19 protein-coding genes are annotated in these 20,243 nt (G+C 64.6%); 6 read left to right on the forward strand and 13 right to left on the reverse strand.

What is annotated here, in order from left to right:
• On the forward strand, window positions 1-1,056 hold the full coding sequence (locus JQ631_RS02980; protein ID WP_212323895.1) for a YeeE/YedE family protein: 1,056 nt from the start codon (window positions 1-3) through the stop codon (window positions 1,054-1,056).
• On the opposite strand, the gene JQ631_RS02985 is transcribed toward JQ631_RS02980, so the two are convergent.
• Window positions 1,035-1,949: a DMT family transporter gene (locus JQ631_RS02985; protein ID WP_212323897.1), complete on the reverse strand. Its 915-nt coding sequence runs from the start codon at window positions 1,947-1,949 to the stop codon at window positions 1,035-1,037. The genes JQ631_RS02980 and JQ631_RS02985 overlap by 22 nt on opposite strands.
• An 82-nt stretch (window positions 1,950-2,031) precedes the next feature.
• Between JQ631_RS02985 and pdxR the strand changes: the two genes are divergently transcribed.
• Window positions 2,032-3,480, forward strand: a complete 1,449-nt coding sequence (pdxR, locus tag JQ631_RS02990; protein WP_349644953.1) for a MocR-like pyridoxine biosynthesis transcription factor PdxR — start codon at window positions 2,032-2,034, stop codon at window positions 3,478-3,480.
• 4 nt (window positions 3,481-3,484) lie between these two features.
• Here the strand turns inward: pdxR and JQ631_RS02995 are convergent, their stop codons facing one another.
• The 5 genes from JQ631_RS02995 to JQ631_RS03015 all read right to left on the reverse strand — a co-directional run bounded on the left by JQ631_RS02995 (window position 3,485) and on the right by JQ631_RS03015 (window position 8,258).
• The gene (locus JQ631_RS02995; RefSeq protein WP_212323900.1) at window positions 3,485-4,708 is read right to left on the reverse strand and encodes a bifunctional alpha/beta hydrolase/OsmC family protein; all 1,224 of its coding nucleotides are present in this window, start codon (window positions 4,706-4,708) and stop codon (window positions 3,485-3,487) included.
• A 25-nt stretch (window positions 4,709-4,733) separates the two neighbouring features.
• Window positions 4,734-5,393, reverse strand: coding sequence for a sulfite oxidase-like oxidoreductase (locus JQ631_RS03000; protein WP_212323902.1), 660 nt, complete (start codon window positions 5,391-5,393; stop codon window positions 4,734-4,736).
• Window positions 5,394-5,411: 18 nt separating this feature from the next.
• Entirely contained in the window at window positions 5,412-6,734 is a 1,323-nt protein-coding gene (locus JQ631_RS03005) for an MFS transporter (RefSeq protein ID WP_212323903.1), read from the reverse strand.
• 30 nt (window positions 6,735-6,764) lie between these two features.
• Entirely contained in the window at window positions 6,765-7,985 is a 1,221-nt protein-coding gene (locus JQ631_RS03010) for a cytochrome P450 (protein ID WP_212323904.1), read from the reverse strand.
• 63 nt (window positions 7,986-8,048) lie between these two features.
• On the reverse strand, window positions 8,049-8,258 hold the full coding sequence (locus JQ631_RS03015) for a ferredoxin (RefSeq protein WP_018648108.1): 210 nt from the start codon (window positions 8,256-8,258) through the stop codon (window positions 8,049-8,051).
• Window positions 8,259-8,410: 152 nt separating this feature from the next.
• On the opposite strand from JQ631_RS03015, the gene JQ631_RS03020 reads away from it, so the two are divergent.
• Complete coding sequence (locus JQ631_RS03020) at window positions 8,411-9,058, forward strand: TetR/AcrR family transcriptional regulator (RefSeq protein ID WP_212323905.1); 648 nt, start codon at window positions 8,411-8,413, stop codon at window positions 9,056-9,058.
• Here the strand turns inward: JQ631_RS03020 and JQ631_RS03025 are convergent.
• The 4 genes from JQ631_RS03025 to JQ631_RS03040 all read right to left on the reverse strand — a co-directional run bounded on the left by JQ631_RS03025 (window position 9,055) and on the right by JQ631_RS03040 (window position 13,015).
• Window positions 9,055-9,693 carry an aspartate/glutamate racemase family protein gene (locus tag JQ631_RS03025; protein WP_212323906.1) on the reverse strand — a complete coding sequence of 213 codons (639 nt, stop codon included), beginning with the start codon at window positions 9,691-9,693 and terminating at the stop codon, window positions 9,055-9,057. The two genes, JQ631_RS03020 and JQ631_RS03025, sit on opposite strands and share 4 nt — an antisense overlap.
• A gap of 70 nt (window positions 9,694-9,763) precedes the next feature.
• Window positions 9,764-10,777, reverse strand: a complete 1,014-nt coding sequence (locus JQ631_RS03030) for an amino acid ABC transporter substrate-binding protein (protein ID WP_212323907.1) — start codon at window positions 10,775-10,777, stop codon at window positions 9,764-9,766.
• A gap of 12 nt (window positions 10,778-10,789) precedes the next feature.
• A complete protein-coding gene (locus tag JQ631_RS03035) occupies window positions 10,790-12,139 on the reverse strand; it encodes an aspartate aminotransferase family protein (RefSeq protein WP_212323908.1) in 1,350 nt (449 codons plus the stop codon).
• A gap of 3 nt (window positions 12,140-12,142) precedes the next feature.
• Window positions 12,143-13,015, reverse strand: a complete 873-nt coding sequence (locus JQ631_RS03040; RefSeq protein WP_212323910.1) for a MurR/RpiR family transcriptional regulator — start codon at window positions 13,013-13,015, stop codon at window positions 12,143-12,145.
• A gap of 87 nt (window positions 13,016-13,102) precedes the next feature.
• On the opposite strand from JQ631_RS03040, the gene JQ631_RS03045 reads away from it, so the two are divergent.
• Complete coding sequence (locus JQ631_RS03045; RefSeq protein WP_212323915.1) at window positions 13,103-14,290, forward strand: amino acid ABC transporter permease; 1,188 nt, start codon at window positions 13,103-13,105, stop codon at window positions 14,288-14,290.
• A 2-nt stretch (window positions 14,291-14,292) separates the two neighbouring features.
• Window positions 14,293-15,399, forward strand: a complete 1,107-nt coding sequence (locus JQ631_RS03050) for an amino acid ABC transporter permease (RefSeq protein ID WP_212323916.1) — start codon at window positions 14,293-14,295, stop codon at window positions 15,397-15,399.
• 43 nt (window positions 15,400-15,442) lie between these two features.
• Here JQ631_RS03050 and JQ631_RS03055 read toward each other — a convergent pair whose 3' ends face one another.
• Window positions 15,443-16,861, reverse strand: coding sequence for an amidase (locus tag JQ631_RS03055; protein ID WP_212323917.1), 1,419 nt, complete (start codon window positions 16,859-16,861; stop codon window positions 15,443-15,445).
• A 118-nt stretch (window positions 16,862-16,979) separates the two neighbouring features.
• Window positions 16,980-17,756, reverse strand: a complete 777-nt coding sequence (locus tag JQ631_RS03060; RefSeq protein ID WP_212323919.1) for an SDR family oxidoreductase — start codon at window positions 17,754-17,756, stop codon at window positions 16,980-16,982.
• Between the two features lie 155 nt (window positions 17,757-17,911).
• Between JQ631_RS03060 and JQ631_RS03065 the strand changes: the two genes are divergently transcribed.
• Window positions 17,912-18,985: a tartrate dehydrogenase gene (locus JQ631_RS03065; protein ID WP_212323921.1), complete on the forward strand. Its 1,074-nt coding sequence runs from the start codon at window positions 17,912-17,914 to the stop codon at window positions 18,983-18,985.
• A gap of 173 nt (window positions 18,986-19,158) precedes the next feature.
• Here JQ631_RS03065 and JQ631_RS03070 read toward each other — a convergent pair whose 3' ends face one another.
• Entirely contained in the window at window positions 19,159-20,232 is a 1,074-nt protein-coding gene (locus JQ631_RS03070; protein ID WP_212323922.1) for a malate/lactate/ureidoglycolate dehydrogenase, read from the reverse strand.
• Window positions 20,233-20,243: the final 11 nt, after the last annotated feature.

The following is a 20,243-nucleotide window of genomic DNA, read 5'->3' on the forward strand; positions in this document are numbered from 1 at the left end:
ATGGATCCCACTCAACTCGTCATCCTCGCTGGCCTTGCCATCGGCCTCATCTATGGAGCCGTTGGCTTGCTCAGCGGCTTCTGCCTGATGAGCAGCATGCGCGGATGGCTGGCGGAGGGAGACGGGCGGCTGGTGCGGAGCTACGCGCTGGCGATCGCGGTCGCGATTGCCGCGAGCCAGTTCCTCGCAGGCCAAGGCACGGTCGATCTCGGCAAGTCGATCTACCTGCAGCAGACATTCTCGGTGCCCGTGCTGTTCCTCGGTGGCCTGCTGTTTGGATACGGCATGGTGCTGTCGAACGGCTGCGGATCGCGCGCGCTGGTGCTGCTTGGGCGCGGCAATCTCCGCTCTTTCGTCGTCGTGATCGTGCTCGCTATCGCGGCGCAGATGACGCTCAAAGGCTTGATCGCGCCGGCGCGAATTGCGCTCGTCCAGGCGTCGCAAACGACTGTGAACGCGAATTCGCTGCCGTCGCTGCTGGCAACGCTCGGCGTCACCGAGGCTGCTTCGCGAGTATTGGCCGCAGCCGCGATCGTCGTGGCGCTGATCCTGTTTGCCTTCGCCCATCCGACGTTCCGCCGCTCGCCGGGCCAGATCGCAGCGGGCATCATCGTCGGCCTGCTTGTCGCCGGTGGCTGGTACGTCACCGGCTATCTCGGCGCCGATGATTTCAATCCCGTCCCGGTAACGTCGCTCACCTTCATTGCGCCGATCGCCGATAGCCTGCAATACGCGATGCTCTCGACCGGCCTGACGCTGAACTTCGGTGTCGCGACCGTTGGCGGGGTCTTTGCCGGCAGTCTGGTCACCGCGCTCGCCACCGGCCGCTTCCATCTCGAAGGCTATTCATCGCCCCGCCACATGCTGCGCTCTGCCGGGGGCGCCGCGCTGATGGGCATCGGCGGCGTGATGGCGTTCGGTTGCTCGATCGGGCAGGGGCTCACCGGCATGTCGACGCTCGCCCTCGGTTCGTTCGTCGCCGTCGCCGGCATACTGCTCGGCACGACGGCGGGTCTGCGTGGGAACATGCGCGTTCAGCCGCTCGCGGTGGCCTGACGGCGCAGCACACGGTCGCCGAGGGTCGCAAGACCGATGCCGGTGACGATCAGCGCAGCTGCGATGGCGAGACTCCTGTCGATCGGCTCACCCAGCAGCACCGCCGCGCTGGCGATGCCGACCAGTGGCGTCCCGGTGGTGCCGAGCGCCGTCGTCAGCGCCGAGATGCTCCTGTTGACCATCGACATCGCCCAATAAGCCAGCGCGCTCCCGATCAGGCCGGAATACAGGAACAGCAGAACAAGCTTCCACGACCATTCCACATGCGGCAGGCCATCCATGACGACCGCCGCGCCTGTGAGCACGATCGTTGCGACGAGCACCTGCCAGATCAGGAGCTGGAGCGGCGAGGCAATCCAGCGATGTGCGCGGATATAGATGATGTTGGCGGCCCAGGAGATCGCGGCCAGGATGACCATGCCGGCGCCGAGCACGACATTGCGGTTGGCCCAGTCGATCGACGTCGGGTTCAGGATCACGGCCAGCCCGATCAAGCCGAGCAGGGCGCCCGCGACCTTGGGTGCCGTCAGCGTGTCCTTGCCGAGCAGAGGGGCGGCGATCGCGACCCAGAGCGGCGTGGTGTAGCCGAGTACGATGGCCTTGCTCGCCGGCAGGAAGCGCACACCGGCCGCAACCAGGACCGAGAATATCGTCATGTGCAGCAGCGCGACGCTCAGTACCACGGGAACGTCCCGTCGCTCCGGAATCACCAGATTATTGCTCGATCCGAGGATCACGAACAACCCGGCCAGCGCGATCCAGCTCCGGATCGCCGACGTCCACAGCGGCGGAACGAATTGAACGAGCTGCTTCGTCACCGACCAATTCACGCCCCAGGCCAGCACGATGACGAGGAACAGGCCGACGGCGGCGCGAGGCGAGAGGGAGTTCATCGCAAAATCCTTGAAGCAGTCCGATGCGGTGGATAGCATCCGGATTGGCACCTGAAAAAGTGCCAGATTGGAGAGAAATAGGGTGCCAGTCGCGGAAAGTGTGATCTCGACACTGATCGACCTGAATCGCGCCGGTGACGAAGGGCTGGTGGCACAGCTGACGGGTCAGCTCAGGGGCCTGATCGCGGCCGGACGTCTCGCCAAGGGCCGCGAACTGCCGTCGAGCCGTCAGCTTGCGAGCGATCTCGGTGTCTCGCGCAACACCGTCACCTACGCGTTCGAGCAACTCGCCGCCGAAGGATATCTCGAGGCGTCGCATGGTCGTCGTCCCGTGGTGATGGTCGACGGTGGCGGGCGGGTGAGAGGAACCATCGCTGCAGCTTCAGGCGTCCGCTCGGCGAGGCGGCAGCTCTCGCCCTGGGCTTCACAGCTCACGCAAACCGACTGGCCGATGTCCTATCAGGCTCGACTGAAGCCGTTGCGTCCCGGCCACGGGGATGCGCGGGAGTTTCCGAACGAGGTGTGGGCACGCTGCCTGCGCCGTAGCGCCGTGCGTGCTGGCACACGTGAGCTTGGTCCGGTCAACCGCACACGCCTGCGCGAGGCGCTGGCGCATTATCTCGCGACCAGCAGGGGCGTTCGGGCCACGGCAGACCAGATCATGATCCTGCCGAGCGCGCAGGCCGCACTGACCCTGATCGCGGCTGTTCTCGTCGTGCCTGGCGACGAGGTCTGTGTCGAAGACCCCGGCTATCCCGGCGCCGCGGCGGCCTTCCGTGCATCCGGCGCGCATGTCACCGGCATGAGGCTGGATGAGCAGGGCATGCAGCAGATGCCGGAAACGGCCGCGCCAAAACTCGTCTTCATGACGCCATCGCATCAGCACCCGACTGGACGGCTGATGTCGCTGGCTCGCCGCACCGAGTTTCTGAGGTCAAGCAGGCCCGGCAAGACCTGGATTGTAGAGGACGACTATGACGGTGAATTCCACTACGACAGCCGGCCGGTGCCGGCTCTGCAGGGGCTCGATGCCCATGGCCGCGTGTTCTATGTGGGGACGTTCTCAAAGGCGATGACATCGGATATCCGGCTCGGCTATCTCGTCGCGCCGCCCGCGCTGGTCGGAACCCTGGAGATTGCGCAGCGGCATATCGGGTTGATCGCCTCCAGCCACATCCAGGAAGCCTTGGCCGAGTTCATCGCCGACGGGCATTTCCTGGCGCACCTGCGCCGGGTGCGCCGGCTCTATCACGCGCGTCGCGATCATCTTGTCGAGGGACTGGAGCGTCACCTCGGTGAGGTGCTCTCGGCCGAAGTGCCATCGGGCGGCATCCAGCTCGTTGCCCGGCTCAAGCGCGGCCGGGCCGATCAGGCGGCGGTGAAGCGGTTGGTCGAAGCAGGCGTCGAAACGCGGGCCTTGTCGAGCCTGGCGCTCGGCAAGCCACGCGATCACGGCTTGCTGCTCGGCTTTGCGGCCTGGCGCGAGGGCGAGATCAGCGCGGCGGTGCGAACGATGGCGTCGTGCTTTTAGAGCGCTAGTCTACGGCCTTCGTGACGATGCGGATCTCCGAAGTCAGCGTCCGGTGCACCGGACACTTGTCGGCGATCTCCATCAGCTTCTTGCGCTGCTCGGCATCGAGCGCGCCGTCGATTGCGATGTCACGCTCGATCTGGTCGAGCATCCCGTCCCGCGTCTCGCACTCGGCGCAGTCCTTGGCGTAAATCTTGGAATGCTTCAGCGTGACGGTGACGCGGTCCATCGGCAGCGATTTGCGGTCGGCATAGAGGCGCATGGTCATGGAGGTACAAGCGCCGAGACCGGCAAGCAGGAAATCATAGGGTCCGGGGCCTGCATCCTCACCGCCGGCGGCGACCGGTTCGTCCGCAACGAGATGATGCGGCCCGACCGTGATGATCTGGTTGAACTTGCTCTTGCGGGTCTCCTGCACCACGACCCTGCGCGGCTCTTCGGGAAGGTCCGCCACCTTCGCAGGTCTCGCCGTGTCGATATAGCGGCTGGCCCAGGCCGCGATCACGTCTGCCGCATAAAGCGCGTCGGCCGGTTTCGTCAGCAGATGATCGGCGTGGTCGAGCGAGACGAAGCTCTTGGGGTGCTTCGCCGCAACGAAGATCCTGGTTGCATTGTCGATGCCGACGGTGTCGTCGACGGGGGACTGCATCACCAGCAGCGCCTTGTGCAGGCCGGTGACATCCTTCATCAGCTCATGCTCGACGATGTCATCGAGAAATTCGCGCTTGATCCGGAACGGCCGACCCGCGAGCGAGACTTCGACTTCCCCCTGCTTGCGGATGTCGTCAAGATGCTCGCTGAACAGGCCGGTGACATGCGCGGGATCGGACGGTGCGGCGATGGTCACGACCGCCTTGGCTTCCGGAATCTTTCCGGCGGCCGCTAGGGTCGCCGCACCACCAAGACTATGACCGATCAGGATCGACGGCGCCTTCCGGACATCGCGCAGATGATCGGCGGCGCGCACGAGATCTGCGACGTTCGACGAGAACGTCGAATTGGCGAAATCGCCTTCGCTGGAGCCGAGCCCGGTGAAATCGAAGCGCAGCACCGCGATGCCCTTGGCGGCGAGCGCGACCGAGATGCGCTTTGCTGCCAGCGTGTCCTTGCCGCAGGTGAAGCAATGCGCGAACAGCGCGTAGGCAGCTGGCTCGCCGTCGGGCAATTCCAATGCGGCTGCGAGCTGGTGACCGCCTTCGCCGTTGAATTGAAAGCGTTCCGTCGGCATGGGCTTCCCCCGTGTTTGCTTGAACCTAATCGCCTGAATAGCGCTGTTCGGCCCAGGGATCGCCGCGGTTATGATAGCCGCGGACTTCCCAGAAACCCGGCGCGTCGTCGGTCAGGAATTCGATGGCCTGAAGCCACTTCGCGCTCTTCCAGAAATAGAGATGCGGCACGACAAGCCGCACCGGGCCGCCATGCTCGTCCGACAGCGGCTGGCCTGACCAGCTATGGGCGAGCAGCGCGTCCTCGGCGGCAAAGTCTTCCAGCGCGAGGTTGGTGGTGTAGCCGTCAAAGGAATGGAGCGTGACAAAGCGCGCATCCTCGCGCGGCTGGCAGGCCGCGAGCAGCTCGCGCGTCGCAAGCCCTTCCCACTGATTGTCGTAGCGCGACCAGGTCGTCACGCAGTGAATGTCGGAGGTGAACTGGTCCTGCTTTTGCGCAGCGAACTCGGCAAAGGTCCAGAACACGGGGTGCTCGATTGCGCCGTAGACGTCGAGCCGCCAGCGCTCGCGCGAAACCGGCGGCACGACTCCGAGGTCGAGCACCGGCCAGTCCTGGGTGAGATGCTGGCCGGGCGGCAGGCGCTGATCCCCCTGGCGCGTGATCTTGCCGGTGAGGAAACGGCCCTCGCGGGCCCATTTCTCTTTGGTGCGCGTCAGCTTGCTGTCGGACGGCGTTTCGTCGGCCATGGTTTACTCGTGAATGGGCTACTCGTGGCGGTGCATCGCGGAGGCGTGCTTGGTGTCGCGCATGGTGGAGTAGATGATGAGCGACAAGAAGATGATGCCGGCGAGATAATAGTAGAACCATTCCTCGTGCCCGATGCTCTTGAAATAGAGCGCGATCGCCGGCGCGGTGCCGCCGAAGATCGAGACCGTGATCGCATAGGGCAAGCCGACGCCGAGCGCACGGACATTGGTCGGGAACAGCTCCGCCTTTACCACCGCGTTGATCGAGGTGTAGCCGGCGACGAACAGCCAGGCGCAGCAGATCAGGATGAAGGCCATGAACGGGGACTTGGTCTCTTTCAGTGTCATCAGCAGCGGCACGGTTGCGAGCGTGCCGGCGACACCAAAGAAGATCAAAAGCGGCTTGCGGCCGATCTTGTCGGAGATGGCGCCATAAATCGGCTGCAGGATGGTCGCGAAGACCAGCGTGCCGAAGATCACGAAGGTGGTCTGGTCCGCGGTCAGGCCCACCGAGAGCTTGACGAAGGTCTGCATGTAGGTGGTGAAGGTGTAGAACGCCGCGGTGCCGCCCGCGGTGAGGCCGACCACGAGCAGCAGCTCGCGCGGATAGCGCAGCAAATTGGTGAGCGAACCGGTCGGCTGTACCGTCTTTTTCGCTTCCTCGAACGCCTCGGTCTCATGCAGGCCGCGGCGCATCACCGCTGCGAAAATCGCGAGCGCTGCGCCGATCGCGAACGGGATGCGCCAGCCCCAGGCCTTGAGCTCGTCGGGCGTCAGGAAGACCTTTTGCAACAGCAGCAGTACGATGATCGCAGTGAGTTGGCCGCCGATCAGGGTGACGTATTGGAAGCTCGAATAGAAGCCGCGATGCTTGGGATCGGCGACCTCGCTGAGATAGGTGGCGCTGGCGCCATACTCGCCCCCGAGACTCAGGCCCTCGATGACGCGCGCCAGCGCCAGGATCACCGGCGCGGCAAAGCCGATCGTGGCATAGGTTGGTGTCAGCGCGATGATCAGTGAGCCGAAGCACATGAAGACGACGGACAAGGTCAGCGAGATGCGACGGCCGAAATGGTCGGCGAGATAGCCGAACAGCCAACCGCCCAACGGGCGCATCAGGAAGGTTGCCGCGAACACCACGGCGACGTTCAGTTGCTGGACGACGGGATCGCTGCCGGGGAAAAACGCCGGGGCGAAATACAGCGCAAAGGCCGTATAGGCGTAGAAATCGTACCACTCGACGAGGTTGCCGATCGAGCCGATGAAGATCGCCTTGATCCGCCGCTCCGCGTCGGCGAGGTCGATGTGGTCAGAGGCCGGTTGGGTTGCTTGCTCAGTCACGTCCGGCCTCTCCGTCAATCTCGGAAAAGCCTACATCGCCTTTCCAAGCAGAAATGGCAACTGGCGCGGGCCTCGTACCGTGCCCTGGGACCAGGTCACGGTGCCTGCCGGATCGAGCCGGAAGTCCGGAATCCGTTTCAGCCATTCCTCCAGGGCGACCTGCATCTCCATCCGCGCCAGGTTGGAACCGACGCAGCGATGGATGCCCAGTCCGAACGCTGCATGCCGGTTTTCCTGGCGGTCGATCACGACCTTGTCAGCGTCCGGAAACATTTTGGGGTCGCGATTGGCGGCCGGGAAGGACAGCAGCACCATATTGCCCGCCTTGACCGGGCAGCCGGAAATCGTGGTCTCCTTCACCACCTCGCGGGCCATCGTCACCGGCGAATAGGCGCGTAACAGCTCCTCCACGGCGGTGGGGATCAATTCGGGCTCGGCGATCAGGCGCTCACGGTCCGCCGGAGTTCGCGCGAGATGCCAGAGCGAGGAGCCGATCGCGCTCCAGGTCGTGTCGATGCCGGCGATCAGGAGCAGCCGCAGCGAGCCCAGCACATGCGACTCCTCCAGCGGCTGGCCTTCCTTGTCCTTGGCATTCATCAGATATGAGATCAGATCATCGGTCGGCTTCGATCTGCGCTCCTCGATATGCGTCCTGAAATAGTCGCTCATCTCCTGCACGGCCTGGAGCAGCATGTTCTCGTCCTTGATGCCGAGCTCCAGGATCATGTGGATCCAGTTGATGAAGAGATCGCTGTCGCTCTCGGGGATGCCGAGCATGTGCGCGATGGCCTGAACCGGGATGTATTTGCTGTAGCGCCCGGCGGCGTCGACCTTGCCATCGGCGATGAAACCGTCGATCAGCTCGTTGCAGATTGCGCGCATCCGCGGTTCCAGCTTCTTCATCGCATCCGGCGTGAAGGGTGGCAGCAGCAATTGCTTGGCCGGCTTGTGCACGGGCGGATCGGAGGTGATCGGCGGCGCTGCGTTCCGGGTGATCTCGGGCCGAATGTCGCGAACGATGATGCGGCGCGAGGAGAAGTGCTCGGTGTCGTTGGCGATTGCGCGCACCGCCTCATAGGTCGTCGGCATGTAGCATCCGAGGAAGCGCTCGGTGTGCACGACTGGGCTCGCAGCGCGCAGCTCCTCCCAGATCGGAAACGGATCGTCCGTCCATTGCGGATCGGTGTGGTCGAAATCGTTGACCCAGTCGGTCACGGGCGGATGGGCGGCAGGCTGGCTGACGTCGGACATCTCTAGAAATCCCTTGGGGCTCGTGTTCGGCGAAGGTATGCGAAGGCGCGGGCAGGGGCCGCGCTACTCCTCGATCACGTCGATCGCGATTTCCGGGCAGTTGGATTTGGCAAGCCAGGCCTTGTCTTCGAGTCCCGGCGGAACCGTACCGTCGCCAGCCTCATGGGCATTGCCGTATTCGTCGAGCTCGAACAGCTCCGGCGCCAGCGCCTTGCAGCGCGCGTGGCCCTGGCATTTGTCGGGATCGACGTGAACTTTCAGTCGCTCTGCCATTACGGCTCCCTCGGTCGTATGCGCGGCCCGAAGGGCGGCGCGTTCCTCTTGTCATCTTGTCCGCGGCATTTGCCGCTTGTTCTAAGTTATATCCTATTACATTCGCGAGAGGCTTCCCCTGTCAAGCGCAAACTTATAGGCTCCGCCGTAACATGCGTTCACATTTGGCTCGCAAGCCCGAAAACACCTACCACCACGGCGATCTCCGCGACGCGCTGATCAAGGCCGCATTGCGCGAGGCGGAGCAGGGCGGGGCGGAAGCGATCAGCATCAAGGCGCTGGCAAAGCAACTCGGGGTCTCGCAACCGGCACCGTATCGCCATTTTGCCGATCGCGAGGCATTGCTTGCCGCGGTGACGGCAGAGGCGTTCCGGCAGTTCAGCGCGATGCTGCGCGACGCGATGGGCAAACCGTCGAAGCAATCGAAACTGTCCCGTCTGGCGCAGGCGACGCTCGATTTCGGTCTGCGTCGCAACGGTGTCTACCGCTTGATGTTCGCGTCCCGCACCGTCTCCTGCGCGGCCAAGGGCAGCGAACTGCATGAGGCTACGCGCGAGACGTTCGAACTCGTGATCGAGGCGCTGGAAGCGCCGGCGGTCGGCTATTTGCGCGAGCGGCAGGCACTCAAGATCTGGGCGGCGCTGCACGGCGTCGTGATGCTGGCCGAGCAGGGGCTGTTCACCGGCGAGGCGGCGCACGCCACACGCGAGGAACTGGTCGAGGATTTTGTCAACGAGACGAAGGCCGCGCTTGCCGTTGCCATCAAGGATGCGCAACGCCGCAAGAAGGCAGGCGCTTAGGCCCTCGCTTTCAGCAGCCTCATCAGCTTCTCGACCGCGCTATCCGGTGTGGTCACGACGGGGCGGCCGGTCACTTCTGCGACGAGCGGTGCGGTTGCTGCGATGCTGAATTGCGCCAAAGCAATGACGTCGCAGTCGCGCAAGTCCCTGGACGCCTCAACGATCAGCCGGTCGTGCGTGGCGCGGTCACCGCGATCAAGTGCCGCCAGCGCACCCTCGGCAAGTTTTGGCACAATTTGGACGGAGGTCGGAAACTCCGGCGGCATCGAGACCAGCGTCGGCGGGAAGGTCGAGAGCAGGCCGACCTTCTTGCCCATCGTTACGGCACGTTCGATCATCGCCTCATTCGGCTTCAGGACCGGCATGGGCGCATGCGTCCGCGCAACGGCCTCGATGCAGGGACCGAAGGCCGAGCACGTGAACAGGATGCCGTTCGCCCCGGTCGCTGCCGCATAATCGCCGAGCGCGAGGAAGCGATCGGTCATGGCATCGTTGAGCTTGCCGTCGCGGGCCAGATCGGCCGACAGGCTGTCGTCCAGCAGGTTCATCAGCCGCGCCTCCGGCCACGCCGTCGCGAACGCAGCCTCGATCGGGGCGATGGAGTGCTTGAGGGCGTGGATCAGGGCGATGCGCATGTTTTTTCCCCTCTCCCCGCATCCGCCTTGGCCGAAGCTTCGGCGGATGTGGCGGGGAGAGGTGTACTCCTTACTTGAACGGCACCGCGTACATCAAGCCACCCTTGCTCCAGAGGCCGTTGAGGCCGCGTTCGAGCTTGAGCGGGCTCGCCTTGCCGACGTTGCGCTCGTAGATTTCGCCGTAATTGCCGGTGGCCTTGAGTGCGGTGACCAGCCATTTGTTGTCCAGCCCAAGCCGCGAGCCGAGATCGCCGGAGGCGCCGAGCAGGCGCTGGATGGCCGGCGTCTGCGACTTCGTCATCTCGTCGACATTGGCCTGGGTCACACCGAGTTCTTCGGCTTCGATCAGGCCGTAGTGCAGCCAGGTGATGATGTCGCTCCAGACCTCGTCGCCGTTGCGGGTGAAGGGGCCGAGCGGCTCCTTGCTGATGGTCTGCGGCAGCACGACGTAGTCGGCCGGGTTCGGTGCCGCGGTGGTGACGGCACCGGCGAGCGCGGAGGCATCCTGGGTCATGGCATCGCAGCGGCCGCCGAAGAAGGTCTGGTACATGGTGTCGACGCGGTCGAACACCAGCGGCTTCCAGTCGATGCCGTTGGCGCGACCGTAGTCGCCGAGCGTGACTTCATGGGTGGTGCCCTGCGCGACGCAGACGGTGGCGCCCTTGAGATCCTTCAGCTCCTTCACGCCGAGGTCCTTCTTCACGACAAACCCCTGGCCGTCGTAGAAATTGATCGGCCCCTGCCGCAGGCCCAGAGTGACGCCGCGCAAGTAAGTTTGCGTCGAGTTGCGATAGAGCACGTCGATCTCGCCCGACTGCAGCGCAGTGAAACGGTTCTGCGCGGTCAGCGAAACATAGCGCACCTTGTTGGGATCGCCGAGCACGCCGGCCGCGAGCGCGCGGCAATAATCGACGTCGAGACCCTTGTAGTTGCCCTGCGAGTCCGGCGCTGAGAAGCCGGCAAAGCCCGCGCTGACGCCGCATATCAGCGTGCCGCGGCCCTTCACCGTGTCCAGCGTTGCTGCCGATACGACAACCGTCGATGCCGCGAGCACGCCCGCTGCGATAACCACTTTCCTCATCATGCTACTCTCCCCTCAGTGATTGACACTACGCAATACGTTGTCGACGGCCGTGCCGAGCTTGTCGACGATCTGGTCGATCTCATCTGCCGACGCGATATAGGGCGGCGCCAGGAGCACATGATCACCGCGGATGCCGTCCACGGTGCCGCCGCCGGGATAGCAGCCGAGCCCGTTGGCGAAGGCTTCCGCCTTGATCTTTTGATTGAGCTTGAGCGCCGAGTCGAACGAGGCGCGGGTCGCGCGATCGGACACGAGCTCGATCGCCCAGAACAGCCCGCGGCCCCTGATGTCGCCGACGTGGCGATGATTGCCGAAGCGCTCGGTGAGCCGCTGCTCGAGCTGCTTGCCGCGTTGCTTCACCTGCTCAAGCAGATTGTCCTCCCGGATCACGTCCTGCACCGCGAGTGCGGCCGCGCAGGCGAGGGGGTGCGCGAGATAAGTGTGGCCGTGCTGAAACGCACCGGAGCCGGCGCGGATGGTGTCGATGATCCTGCCGCTCGCGAGCATTGCACCGATCGGCTGATAGCCGCCGCCGAGCCCCTTTGCGATCGCCTGGATATCCGGCGCGACGCCTTCCTGCTCCCAGGCGTGCGTGGTGCCGGTGCGGCCCATGCCGGACATGACCTCGTCGAGAATGAGGAGCGCGCCATGCCTGTCGCAGATGTCGCGCACGGCCTTGAAGTAGCCATCGGGCGCCGTCACCGCGCCGGCGGTGGCGCCGACGACGGGCTCTGCCAGGAATGCGGCGACCGTGTTGGGGCCAAGGCGCTGAAACTCGGCTTCGAGCTCGGCGGCGAGCCGCGCCACGAATTGAGCGTCCGATTCACCGTCGTGCTTCTCGTGATAGGCGAAGGCCGGCGTCACATGGCTGAACGCGGCCGAGAGCAGCGGCGCATAGGGCGCGCGCCGCCAGGCATTGCCGCCGGCGGCGAGCGCGCCCAGCGTGTTGCCGTGATAGCTCTGCCGCCGCGCGATGAAATGCTGCCGCTGCGGCTCGCCGCGCTCGATGAAATATTGCCGCGCCAGCTTGATGCCGGCTTCGATCGCTTCCGATCCGCCGCTGACGAAATAGGCGTAAGCGAGACCGCCGGGCTCGTGGCCGACCAGCGTCTCGGCGAGCGCCTCGGCCGGCTCGGAGGAGAAGAAAGCGGTGTGCGCATAGGCCAGCGTCGAGGCCTGCTTCGCCATCGCGGCGATCACACGCGGGTGCTGGTGGCCGAGGCAGGAGACGGCTGCGCCGCCGGAGGCGTCGATCACGCGGCGGCCGTCCTCGGCAAAGAGATAGATGCCTTCGCCGCCGATCGCCTTGGGCGGCGTCTCACGCAACGAGCGATGCAGCACGCGGCTGGTGCGGGTGCTCATGGGTCAACCTTTCTCTGAGACGTAAGTGGAGGCCGCGGCGAGGCGCGCCTCGGTATCCTGAAGTCGCTTCTTGGCAGCCGCGCCGCCGAGCGAAAACGTCACCGCGGCCAGCGATTGTGCAATCGCAAGCGCGCCGGTGAGGCTCGGGAAGAATCCGGGCGAGGAAGCTGCTTCGAACAGCAAGACATTGTCGGCGCCCTCGGCCATCGGTGCGGCCACGCTGTCGGCGATCGCGATCAGCGTTGCGCCCGCGCTATAGGCAGCCTGTGCGACGCGGACGCTGACATTGGTATAAGGCATGAAGCCGATGACGATGACGGCCTCGCCGGGGCGGAACGCGCCGAGATCGAGATCGTCCGGGCCGGACGCCCCGACGATCTGCACCTGTTCGGGGCGAAACAGCCGGAGCTCGTAGTTGAGTAATTCCGCGACGCTGCGACAGCTGCGATAGCCGGCGATCCAGATCCGCTTTGCGTCGTGCAGCGCGCGGGCTGCGTCCGCGATCGCGTGGGCGGAGATGCGCGGCAGGCCCGCCGCTTCGGCCTCGAGCTTGTCGGTGATGAGCGCGACATCTGCGTTCGGGCCATGGCGGCGGCCTTTCGCGCGGCCGGAGAAGGGCGATGTCTGTGACGGCCGCCGTGCCTCGGTCAGCGCGGCGCGCAACTCGTCCCAGCCGGAATAGCCGATCGCCTTGGCAAGCCGTGTGAACGCGGCGGGGTCGGCGCCGGCCTCCGCCGCGAGATCGCGCATCGATCGCGTGGTGGCGTCGTAATCGTTGGCGGCGACAAAACGCCCGACCTCCTGCAAGCGCAGGGGGAGCGATGGCAACGCTATGCGGAGTTCGCTCAAAGGCGAGGATTTCGCTGATACGGCCATGAAACATTTGTTGCACGGTTCAGAGATTGGTGCAACAGTTGACGTGAGCCGCCGGAAATCGCTGTTTTCAGGAAGGATTTTTGTGCCGTGACCTCAGATGATCCCAGGCCGCCGCCGCGCCGCAGCTTTTTTGGCGCGCTCGGGCCAAACGAATTGAAGGGCCTGTTCTGGCAGGTACTGGTGGTCGGGGTCGCGGTCGCCGTCATCGTCTTCCTCTGGTCCAACACCGTCACCAACCTTTCGGCCCGCCGCATCACCACCGGCTTTGCCTTTCTTGGCCGCGAGGCCGGCATGCCGATCGCCGACAGCCTGCTCGCGTACAATCCGAGAGACAGCTACCTCTGGGCCTTCGTCGTCGGCGTCGCCAATACGCTGCGCGTTGCGGTGATCGGCATCGTGCTCGCGACCATCCTGGGCACGCTGATCGGGATCTCGCGGTTGTCGGCGAACTGGCTGCTGTCGCGCCTGGCCGCCGTCTATGTCGAGGTCCTGCGCGACATCCCGCTGCTGCTTCAACTGCTGTTCTGGTACGTGCTGATGCAGGCGTTACCGGCCGCGCGTGCGGCGTGGCGGCCGGTCGAGGGCGTGTTCCTTTCAAATCGCGGCCTGATCCTGCCTGCGATCCCGATCGGCTCGCCGCAGCTCCTGGTGCTCGGCACGGCCGTGCTGGGCTGTATTGCTTTCCTTGTTATTCAGCGATCGCTGGTTGCGCAGCAGATGCGCGACGGCAAGCCGCGGCCGGCCTGGCCCTTTGGGCTGGGCCTCATTGTCGCGCTGCCCTCAGCCGTGTCGCTGTTGCTCGGCGTGTCCTGGACCATCGAATGGCCGCAGCTGCGCGGCTTCAACTTCGTCGGCGGGTTGGCGCTGGCGCCGGAATACTTCGCGCTGCTGATTGCGCTTGTGACCTACACGTCGGCCTTCATCGCCGAGATCGTACGCAGCGGCATCCAGTCCGTGCCGCGAGGTCAATGGGATGCGGCCAGCGCGCTCGGCCTGCGCCGAAGCTTCATGCTGCGACAGATTATCCTGCCGCAGGCGCTGCGTGTGATCGTGCCGCCGATGACGAGCCAGTATCTCAATTTGACCAAGAACTCCTCGCTCGCCGTCGCGATCGGCTACCAGGACGTCGTCTCGATCGCCAACACCACGCTGAACCAGACCGGGCAGGCGATCGAGGCGATCGCGCTGATCATGGCTGTCTTCCTCACGATCAGCCTTGGCATCAGCTTCTTCATGAACTGGTTCAATGCGCGCATCGCGCTGGCGGAGCGCTGAGCATGACCGCGATCACTGACATGCCCGACCTGCCGCGCGCCGCCCGCCGTCCGCAAATCGGCAATCCGGTGCTACGCTGGCTGCGCGCCAATCTATTCTCGTCGATCCCCAACGGCATTCTCACGGTTGTCCTGTTGGCGGTGCTGGCGAAAGGCGTGTTCGGCTTCCTGCAATGGGGTGTCGCGAACGCGGTCTGGCTGACGCCGGCGAACGATTCCAGCGCCTGCAAGGCCGTGCGCGGCCTCGGCGCCTGTTGGGCGATCATTCCTGAAAAGTACCGCTTCATCCTGTTCGGGACCTATCCGTTCGACGAACAATGGCGGCCGGCGCTGTCGGTCGCGCTGTTCATCGCGCTGTTCCTTCTCTCCACGCGCCGTGCGCTATGGCGGCGCGAGCTCGCTTTCCTCTGGGTCGGTGCGCTCGCGCTGATCAGCGTGCTGATGTGGGGCGGTGTGTTCGGGCTCTCCTTTGTCTCGCAGGACCGCTGGGGTGGCTTGCCGGTGACGCTGATCCTGGCGACGTTCGGGCTGGCATTTGGTTTCCCGCTCGGCATTCTGGTGGCACTCGGCCGGCGCTCAAAGCTGCCGGCGATCCGTTCGCTTTCGGTGCTCTATGTCGAGCTGATCCGCGGCGTGCCGCTGGTCAGCCTGCTGTTCATGGCAAGCGTGATGTTCCCGTTGTTCATGCCGGCCGGGTTCAACATCGACAAGCTGCTGCGCGCGCAGATCGCGATCATCCTGTTCGCGGGGGCTTATCTGGCCGAAGTGATCCGCGGCGGTCTCCAGGCCGTGCCGCGCGGGCAATATGAGGCCGCCGATGCGTTGGGGTTGTCCTATTGGCGCAAGCAGCGGCTGGTGGTCCTGCCGCAGGCGATCCGCCACGTCATCCCGCCGCTGGTCAACACCTTCATCGCCTTCTTCAAGGATACCAGCCTGGTCCTGATCATCGGCATCTTCGACCTGCTGACGACCGCCAAGACCGCGATCATCGATCCGGCCTGGCAACAGTTTTCGGTCGAAGTCTACATCTTCGTTGCCGCGATCTATTTCGTGTTCTGCTTTGCAATGTCGCGGTACAGCCGGAGCCTGGAGGCAACGAGCGCGAGGTGAGAGCGCCAGCCCCGGACACACTGGGTCCGGGGCCTAGCAGCAGTTACTTCTTCACCCGCGGATCGATCGGCGTCTGCCCGCGCAGACCCAAAATGTCCTCCAGCACCCTCGCGCCCGCGATCACCTGCGCATCCGCGCGTGGTGCGCCGACGATCTGTACGCCGACCGGCAGGCCCGAGGTGGTGAAGCCGCAGGGCAGCGACAGTGACGGGCAGCAGGCGAGCGTGATCGCGTAGACGATGCCGAGCCATTCGACGTAGTTCTCGAATGTCTTGCCCGCGCATTCCGCAACATAGCGGTTCTCGATCGGAAAGGGTGGCACGATCGTGGTCGGCGTCAGCAACAAATCATACGTCTTGAAGAACTCGACCGCCCGCGCGGTCATGCCGACGCGCTGCGCTTCGGCGCGTGCGAGCTGGTCGACCGTGAGCTTGAGGCCTTCCTCGATATTCCAGATCACCTCGGGCTTGAGCTGGTCGCGCTTGGTGCGCAACAGACTGGCCTTGGTGATCGCAAAATCGAAGGCGCGCAGCACATGGAAGCACTCATGCGCCTCGCGCCAGTCCGGGTGCGCCTCCTCGACGATGGCGCCGGCCTCGGCGAAACGTTCGGCCGCCTTGCGGGTGATCGCCTTGACCTCTGGATCGACAGGGGTGATGCCGAGATCGGGCGAATAAGCGATGCGCTTCGGCTTCTTGCCCGATTGTGCCGCGGACAGGAACGAGTTGGTCGGCGCCGGCAGCGACAGCGGATCGTCGGCATAGTCGCCGCTCATGGCATCGAGCAGCAGCGCGAGGTCTTCTACGTTGCGCGCCATCGGACCGACGACACCGAGATTGCGGTCGATGCCTGATTTCGGCGTATGGGCGACGCGGCCGATGCTCGGCCGCATGCCGACGACACCACAGAAGGCCGCGGGGCTGCGCAAGGAGCCGCCCATGTCGGAGCCCTGTGCGAGCCACGCCATGCCGGTGGCAAGCGCCACCGCCGCGCCGCCGGAGGAGCCGGCCGCCGACTTCGATGTATCCCAGGGATTGAGCGTCGCGCCGAATACTTCGTTGAAGGTGTTGGCGCCGGCGCCGAATTCCGGCGTGTTGGATTTGGCGTAGACCACCGCGCCATTGGCCTCGAGATTTTCAACCATGAGGTCGGACGTGGCGGGGATGTTGTCCCGGAAGATCGGCGAGCCCTGCGTATTGAGCACGCCCGCGACATCGGTCAGATCCTTGATCGGCAGCGGCAAGCCCGCGAGCAGCCCGCGCGCGCCGGCGGGTTTCTTCATCAGCGCCGTGGCGTGGTCGCGCGCACGGTCGAAGCATAATGTCGGCAGCGCATTGACCTTGCCGTCGACCTCCTTGACGCGCTTCTCCACCACGTCCAGCAGCTCGAGCGGAGAAACGTCGCCGGAACGCAGCTTGTCGACGACGGTGCAGGCGGTTTCGCGGATCAGGTCTTGAGACAACGATCTAACTCCTGTGCTTATTCTGGTTCGTCATTGCGAGCGAAGCGAAGCAATCCAGTCTGTCACCGCGGAGGCATTTCTGGATTGCTTCGCTTCGCTCGCAATGACGGAAATCGAGTTAACCCCATCCGGCGCTGATGCCGCCATCGACCGTGTAGATCACGCCCGACGTATAGCCGGCGCGGTCGGAGGCGAGGAACGCCATGAGATCGCCGATCTCGCGCGCATGCGCGGGGCGACCGAGTGGCAGGCCTTTCTGAAATTCCTTGTAGCGGTTCTCGTCGCCGAACTGGTGCTTGGCTCGCGTCTTCAGCAGCGTGACGTGACGGTCGGTGCCGACTGGACCGGGGTTGATGCCGACCACGCGAATGTTGTCCGCGAGACTTTTTCCGCCGAGTGCGCGGGTGAAGGCCATCAGCGCGGCATTGCCGGCGCTGCCGCAGATGTAATTGGCGTCGAATTTCTCGCCGGCCGCGCCGATGTCGTTGACGATGACGCCGCCACCCCTGGCCTTCATCTGCGCGTAGATCTGCCGCGTGAGGTTGATGTAGCCGAACACTTTCAATTCCCAGGCGTGCCGCCAGGTGGCTTCGTCGATCTTGTCGATCGAGCCGCCGGGAATGTCGCCGGCATTGTTGACGAGCACGTCGATGTCGGCGGCTTCCCTGGCGAGCCGTGCCAGGTCCTCGGCCTTGCGCAAATCCACGATGCTGGTCGCGGCATCGATCTGATGGGCAGAGCGCAGGCGGTCGGCCAGCACCTTGAGCTGATCGCCGCTGCGGGCGGCGAGCAGGAGATGCGCGCCTTCCTCAGCAAACGCCTCGGCGGCGGCGGCGCCAATCCCCTTGGACGCGCCCGTGATCAGGACGCGCTTGCCACGCAGATGCAGATCCATGAGAGGTACTCGCAGGATGGGAACGGAATGAAATCAGTAGGCGCTCGGCTGCGCCATGGTCAACATTGCAGTGCAGCGTTGCGCTGCCGCTGACTTTGGTCCATTGCAGTGCGGTCAAAAGACGGCGGCTGCCGGACCAACCAAGGACGTTCTCAATGAGCAAGAAACAATACCGGATCGCAGTCATTCCCGGCGATGGCATCGGCAAGGAAGTGATGCCCGAAGGCCTGCGCGTTTTGGAGACGGCCGCGAAGAAGCACGGCGTGTCCCTGCATTTCGATCACTACGACTTCTCGTCCTGGGACTATTACGAGAAGCACGGCCAGATGATGCCGGACGATTGGAAGGAAAAGATCGGCAAGCACGACGCGATCTATTTCGGCGCGGTCGGCTGGCCGGCGAAAATCCCGGATCACGTCTCGCTGTGGGGCTCGCTGATCAAGTTCCGCCGCGAGTTCGACCAATATGTGAACTTGCGTCCGGTACGGCTGATGCCCGGCGTGCCGTCGCCGCTGGCGAACCGCAAGCCCGGTGACATCGATTTCTGGGTGGTGCGCGAGAATACTGAAGGTGAGTATTCTTCCGTCGGTGGCCGCATGTTCCCGGACACCGACCGGGAGTTCGTGACACAGCAGACGGTGATGACTCGCACCGGCGTTGACCGCATCCTGAAATTCGCCTTCGAGCTCGCGCAGTCGCGGCCGAAGAAGCATCTGACCTCGGCGACCAAGTCGAACGGCATCTCCATCACCATGCCCTATTGGGACGAGCGCGTGGAGGCGATGGCGAAGAAGTTCCCGGGCGTGAAGTGGGACAAGTACCACATCGACATTCTCACGGCGAACTTCGTGCTGCATCCCGACTGGTTCGACGTCGTGGTCGGCTCGAACCTGTTCGGTGACATCCTCTCCGACCTCGGCCCGGCCTGCACCGGTACCATCGGCATTGCGCCGTCGGGCAACATCAATCCCGAGCGCAATTTCCCGTCGGTGTTCGAGCCGGTGCACGGCTCGGCGCCCGACATCGCGGGGCAGGGGATCGCCAATCCGATCGGCATGATCTGGTCGGGCGCGATGATGTTCGAGCATCTCGGCGAGAAGGAAGCGGGCAAGTCGATCGTCGACGCGATCGAGCGCACACTGGCCGAGCGCACGCTGCGCACGAAGGATCTCGGCGGCAACGCCGACACCACGGCTTGCGGCAAGGCCGTCGCGGATATGGTGGACTAGGGCGGAGCTCACGCAGCGGACTCAGGTGTCGTCCCGGCGAAAGCCGGGACCCATACCCCCCAGGGAGTGGTTCTCGTACGCGCTGGTGACCGCGAGTCTTCGCCAAACCACGTCCTGTGGTTATGGGTCCCGGATCTGCGCTTCGCTTGTCCGGGACGACAGTGGTGCTTGAATCAGCTCGCGATCTTCTCGATCGCGGTTTGCTCCAGCCCGAACTTTTTCCCGGCCTCGATAATCTCCTGCCATGTCGTCGGGTCGACCGGAATGCCTTCGGCGAGACGCGTCTTCTTGGTCTCGCGCTCGGGCTCGCCGGCGATCTTCACCTTGTCGACGCCGGGTGCGGGAGGCGAGCCGGTGTGCCAGGCGACGAAGCTCTCGACTTCGCGCGCGAGGTTCTCGCCGGTGCCGAGCTTGCGGGGATCAATGACGATCGAGAGCATTCCGTTGAGGACGTTGTACTTGCCGTCGGACGGGCCCTTGACCACCTGCCCACCGGAGAGCGCGCCGCCGAGGATTTCGCACACCAGCGCGAGACCCGAACCCTTGTGCTCGCCGAACGGCAGGATGGCGCCGTGCGGGGGGATCACGGTGTAGCGCGGATTGACGGTGGGCTTGCCTTCATTGTCGATGATGGTGCCGGGCTCGAGTTCGACGCCCTTGTTGTGGGCGACGCGGGTCTTGCCCTGCGCGATCCTGCTGGTGGCGAAGTCGAGCACGATCGGGTCCTTGCCCGCGCGCGGGATACCGACGCAGAACGGGTTGGTGCCGTGGCGCGCATCGCTGCCGCCCCAGGGCGCCACGATCGGGCGCGAGATCACGTTGACGAAGTGGATCGAGACCAGCCCGTGGTCGATGCACTGCTCGGCCCAGTGGCCGATGCGGCCGATATGGTGCGCGTTGGAAAGGCCGACGAGGCATACGCCGTTTTGCCTGGCGCGCTCGGCCGCCAGCTCCATCGCTTCATGGCCGATCACCTGGCCGTAGCCGGTGAGTCCGTCGAGGGTGAGAAGCGGACCCGTGTCGAGCACGGTCTTGACGTGTGCGTTCACGGCGAGGCCACCGTTAACGACGCTCGAGACATAACGCGGGATCATGCCGACGCCGTGGGAGTCATGGCCCTTGAGGTTGGCCTCGACGAGATTGGTGGACACGAGCTCCGCTTCGCGATCGGTGGAACCACCGGCCTTGACGATGGCGCGGATGGCGTTGGTGAGCGGCTCTGCCTTGAAGGTGCGATAGTCGGCCATTGTTGTTGCTC

This window comes from Bradyrhizobium manausense, from assembly GCF_018131105.1.
Lineage (GTDB): Bacteria > Pseudomonadota > Alphaproteobacteria > Rhizobiales > Xanthobacteraceae > Bradyrhizobium > Bradyrhizobium manausense_B.

Coding starts and splice junctions, on each gene's coding strand:
- JQ631_RS03020 (WP_212323905.1), top strand. CDS start 8,411: ATGCGTTCACATTTGGCTCGCAAGCCCGAAAACACCTACCACCACGGC.
- JQ631_RS03025 (WP_212323906.1), bottom strand. CDS start 9,693: ATGCGCATCGCCCTGATCCACGCCCTCAAGCACTCCATCGCCCCGATC.
- JQ631_RS03000 (WP_212323902.1), bottom strand. CDS start 5,393: ATGGCCGACGAAACGCCGTCCGACAGCAAGCTGACGCGCACCAAAGAG.
- JQ631_RS03015 (WP_018648108.1), bottom strand. CDS start 8,258: ATGGCAGAGCGACTGAAAGTTCACGTCGATCCCGACAAATGCCAGGGC.
- JQ631_RS02995 (WP_212323900.1), bottom strand. CDS start 4,708: ATGCCGACGGAACGCTTTCAATTCAACGGCGAAGGCGGTCACCAGCTC.
- JQ631_RS02980 (WP_212323895.1), top strand. CDS start 1: ATGGATCCCACTCAACTCGTCATCCTCGCTGGCCTTGCCATCGGCCTC.
- JQ631_RS02985 (WP_212323897.1), bottom strand. CDS start 1,949: ATGAACTCCCTCTCGCCTCGCGCCGCCGTCGGCCTGTTCCTCGTCATC.
- JQ631_RS03050 (WP_212323916.1), top strand. CDS start 14,293: ATGACCGCGATCACTGACATGCCCGACCTGCCGCGCGCCGCCCGCCGT.
- JQ631_RS03035 (WP_212323908.1), bottom strand. CDS start 12,139: ATGAGCACCCGCACCAGCCGCGTGCTGCATCGCTCGTTGCGTGAGACG.
- JQ631_RS03060 (WP_212323919.1), bottom strand. CDS start 17,756: ATGGATCTGCATCTGCGTGGCAAGCGCGTCCTGATCACGGGCGCGTCC.
- JQ631_RS03040 (WP_212323910.1), bottom strand. CDS start 13,015: ATGGCCGTATCAGCGAAATCCTCGCCTTTGAGCGAACTCCGCATAGCG.
- JQ631_RS03010 (WP_212323904.1), bottom strand. CDS start 7,985: ATGTCCGACGTCAGCCAGCCTGCCGCCCATCCGCCCGTGACCGACTGG.
- JQ631_RS03030 (WP_212323907.1), bottom strand. CDS start 10,777: ATGATGAGGAAAGTGGTTATCGCAGCGGGCGTGCTCGCGGCATCGACG.
- JQ631_RS03065 (WP_212323921.1), top strand. CDS start 17,912: ATGAGCAAGAAACAATACCGGATCGCAGTCATTCCCGGCGATGGCATC.
- JQ631_RS03070 (WP_212323922.1), bottom strand. CDS start 20,232: ATGGCCGACTATCGCACCTTCAAGGCAGAGCCGCTCACCAACGCCATC.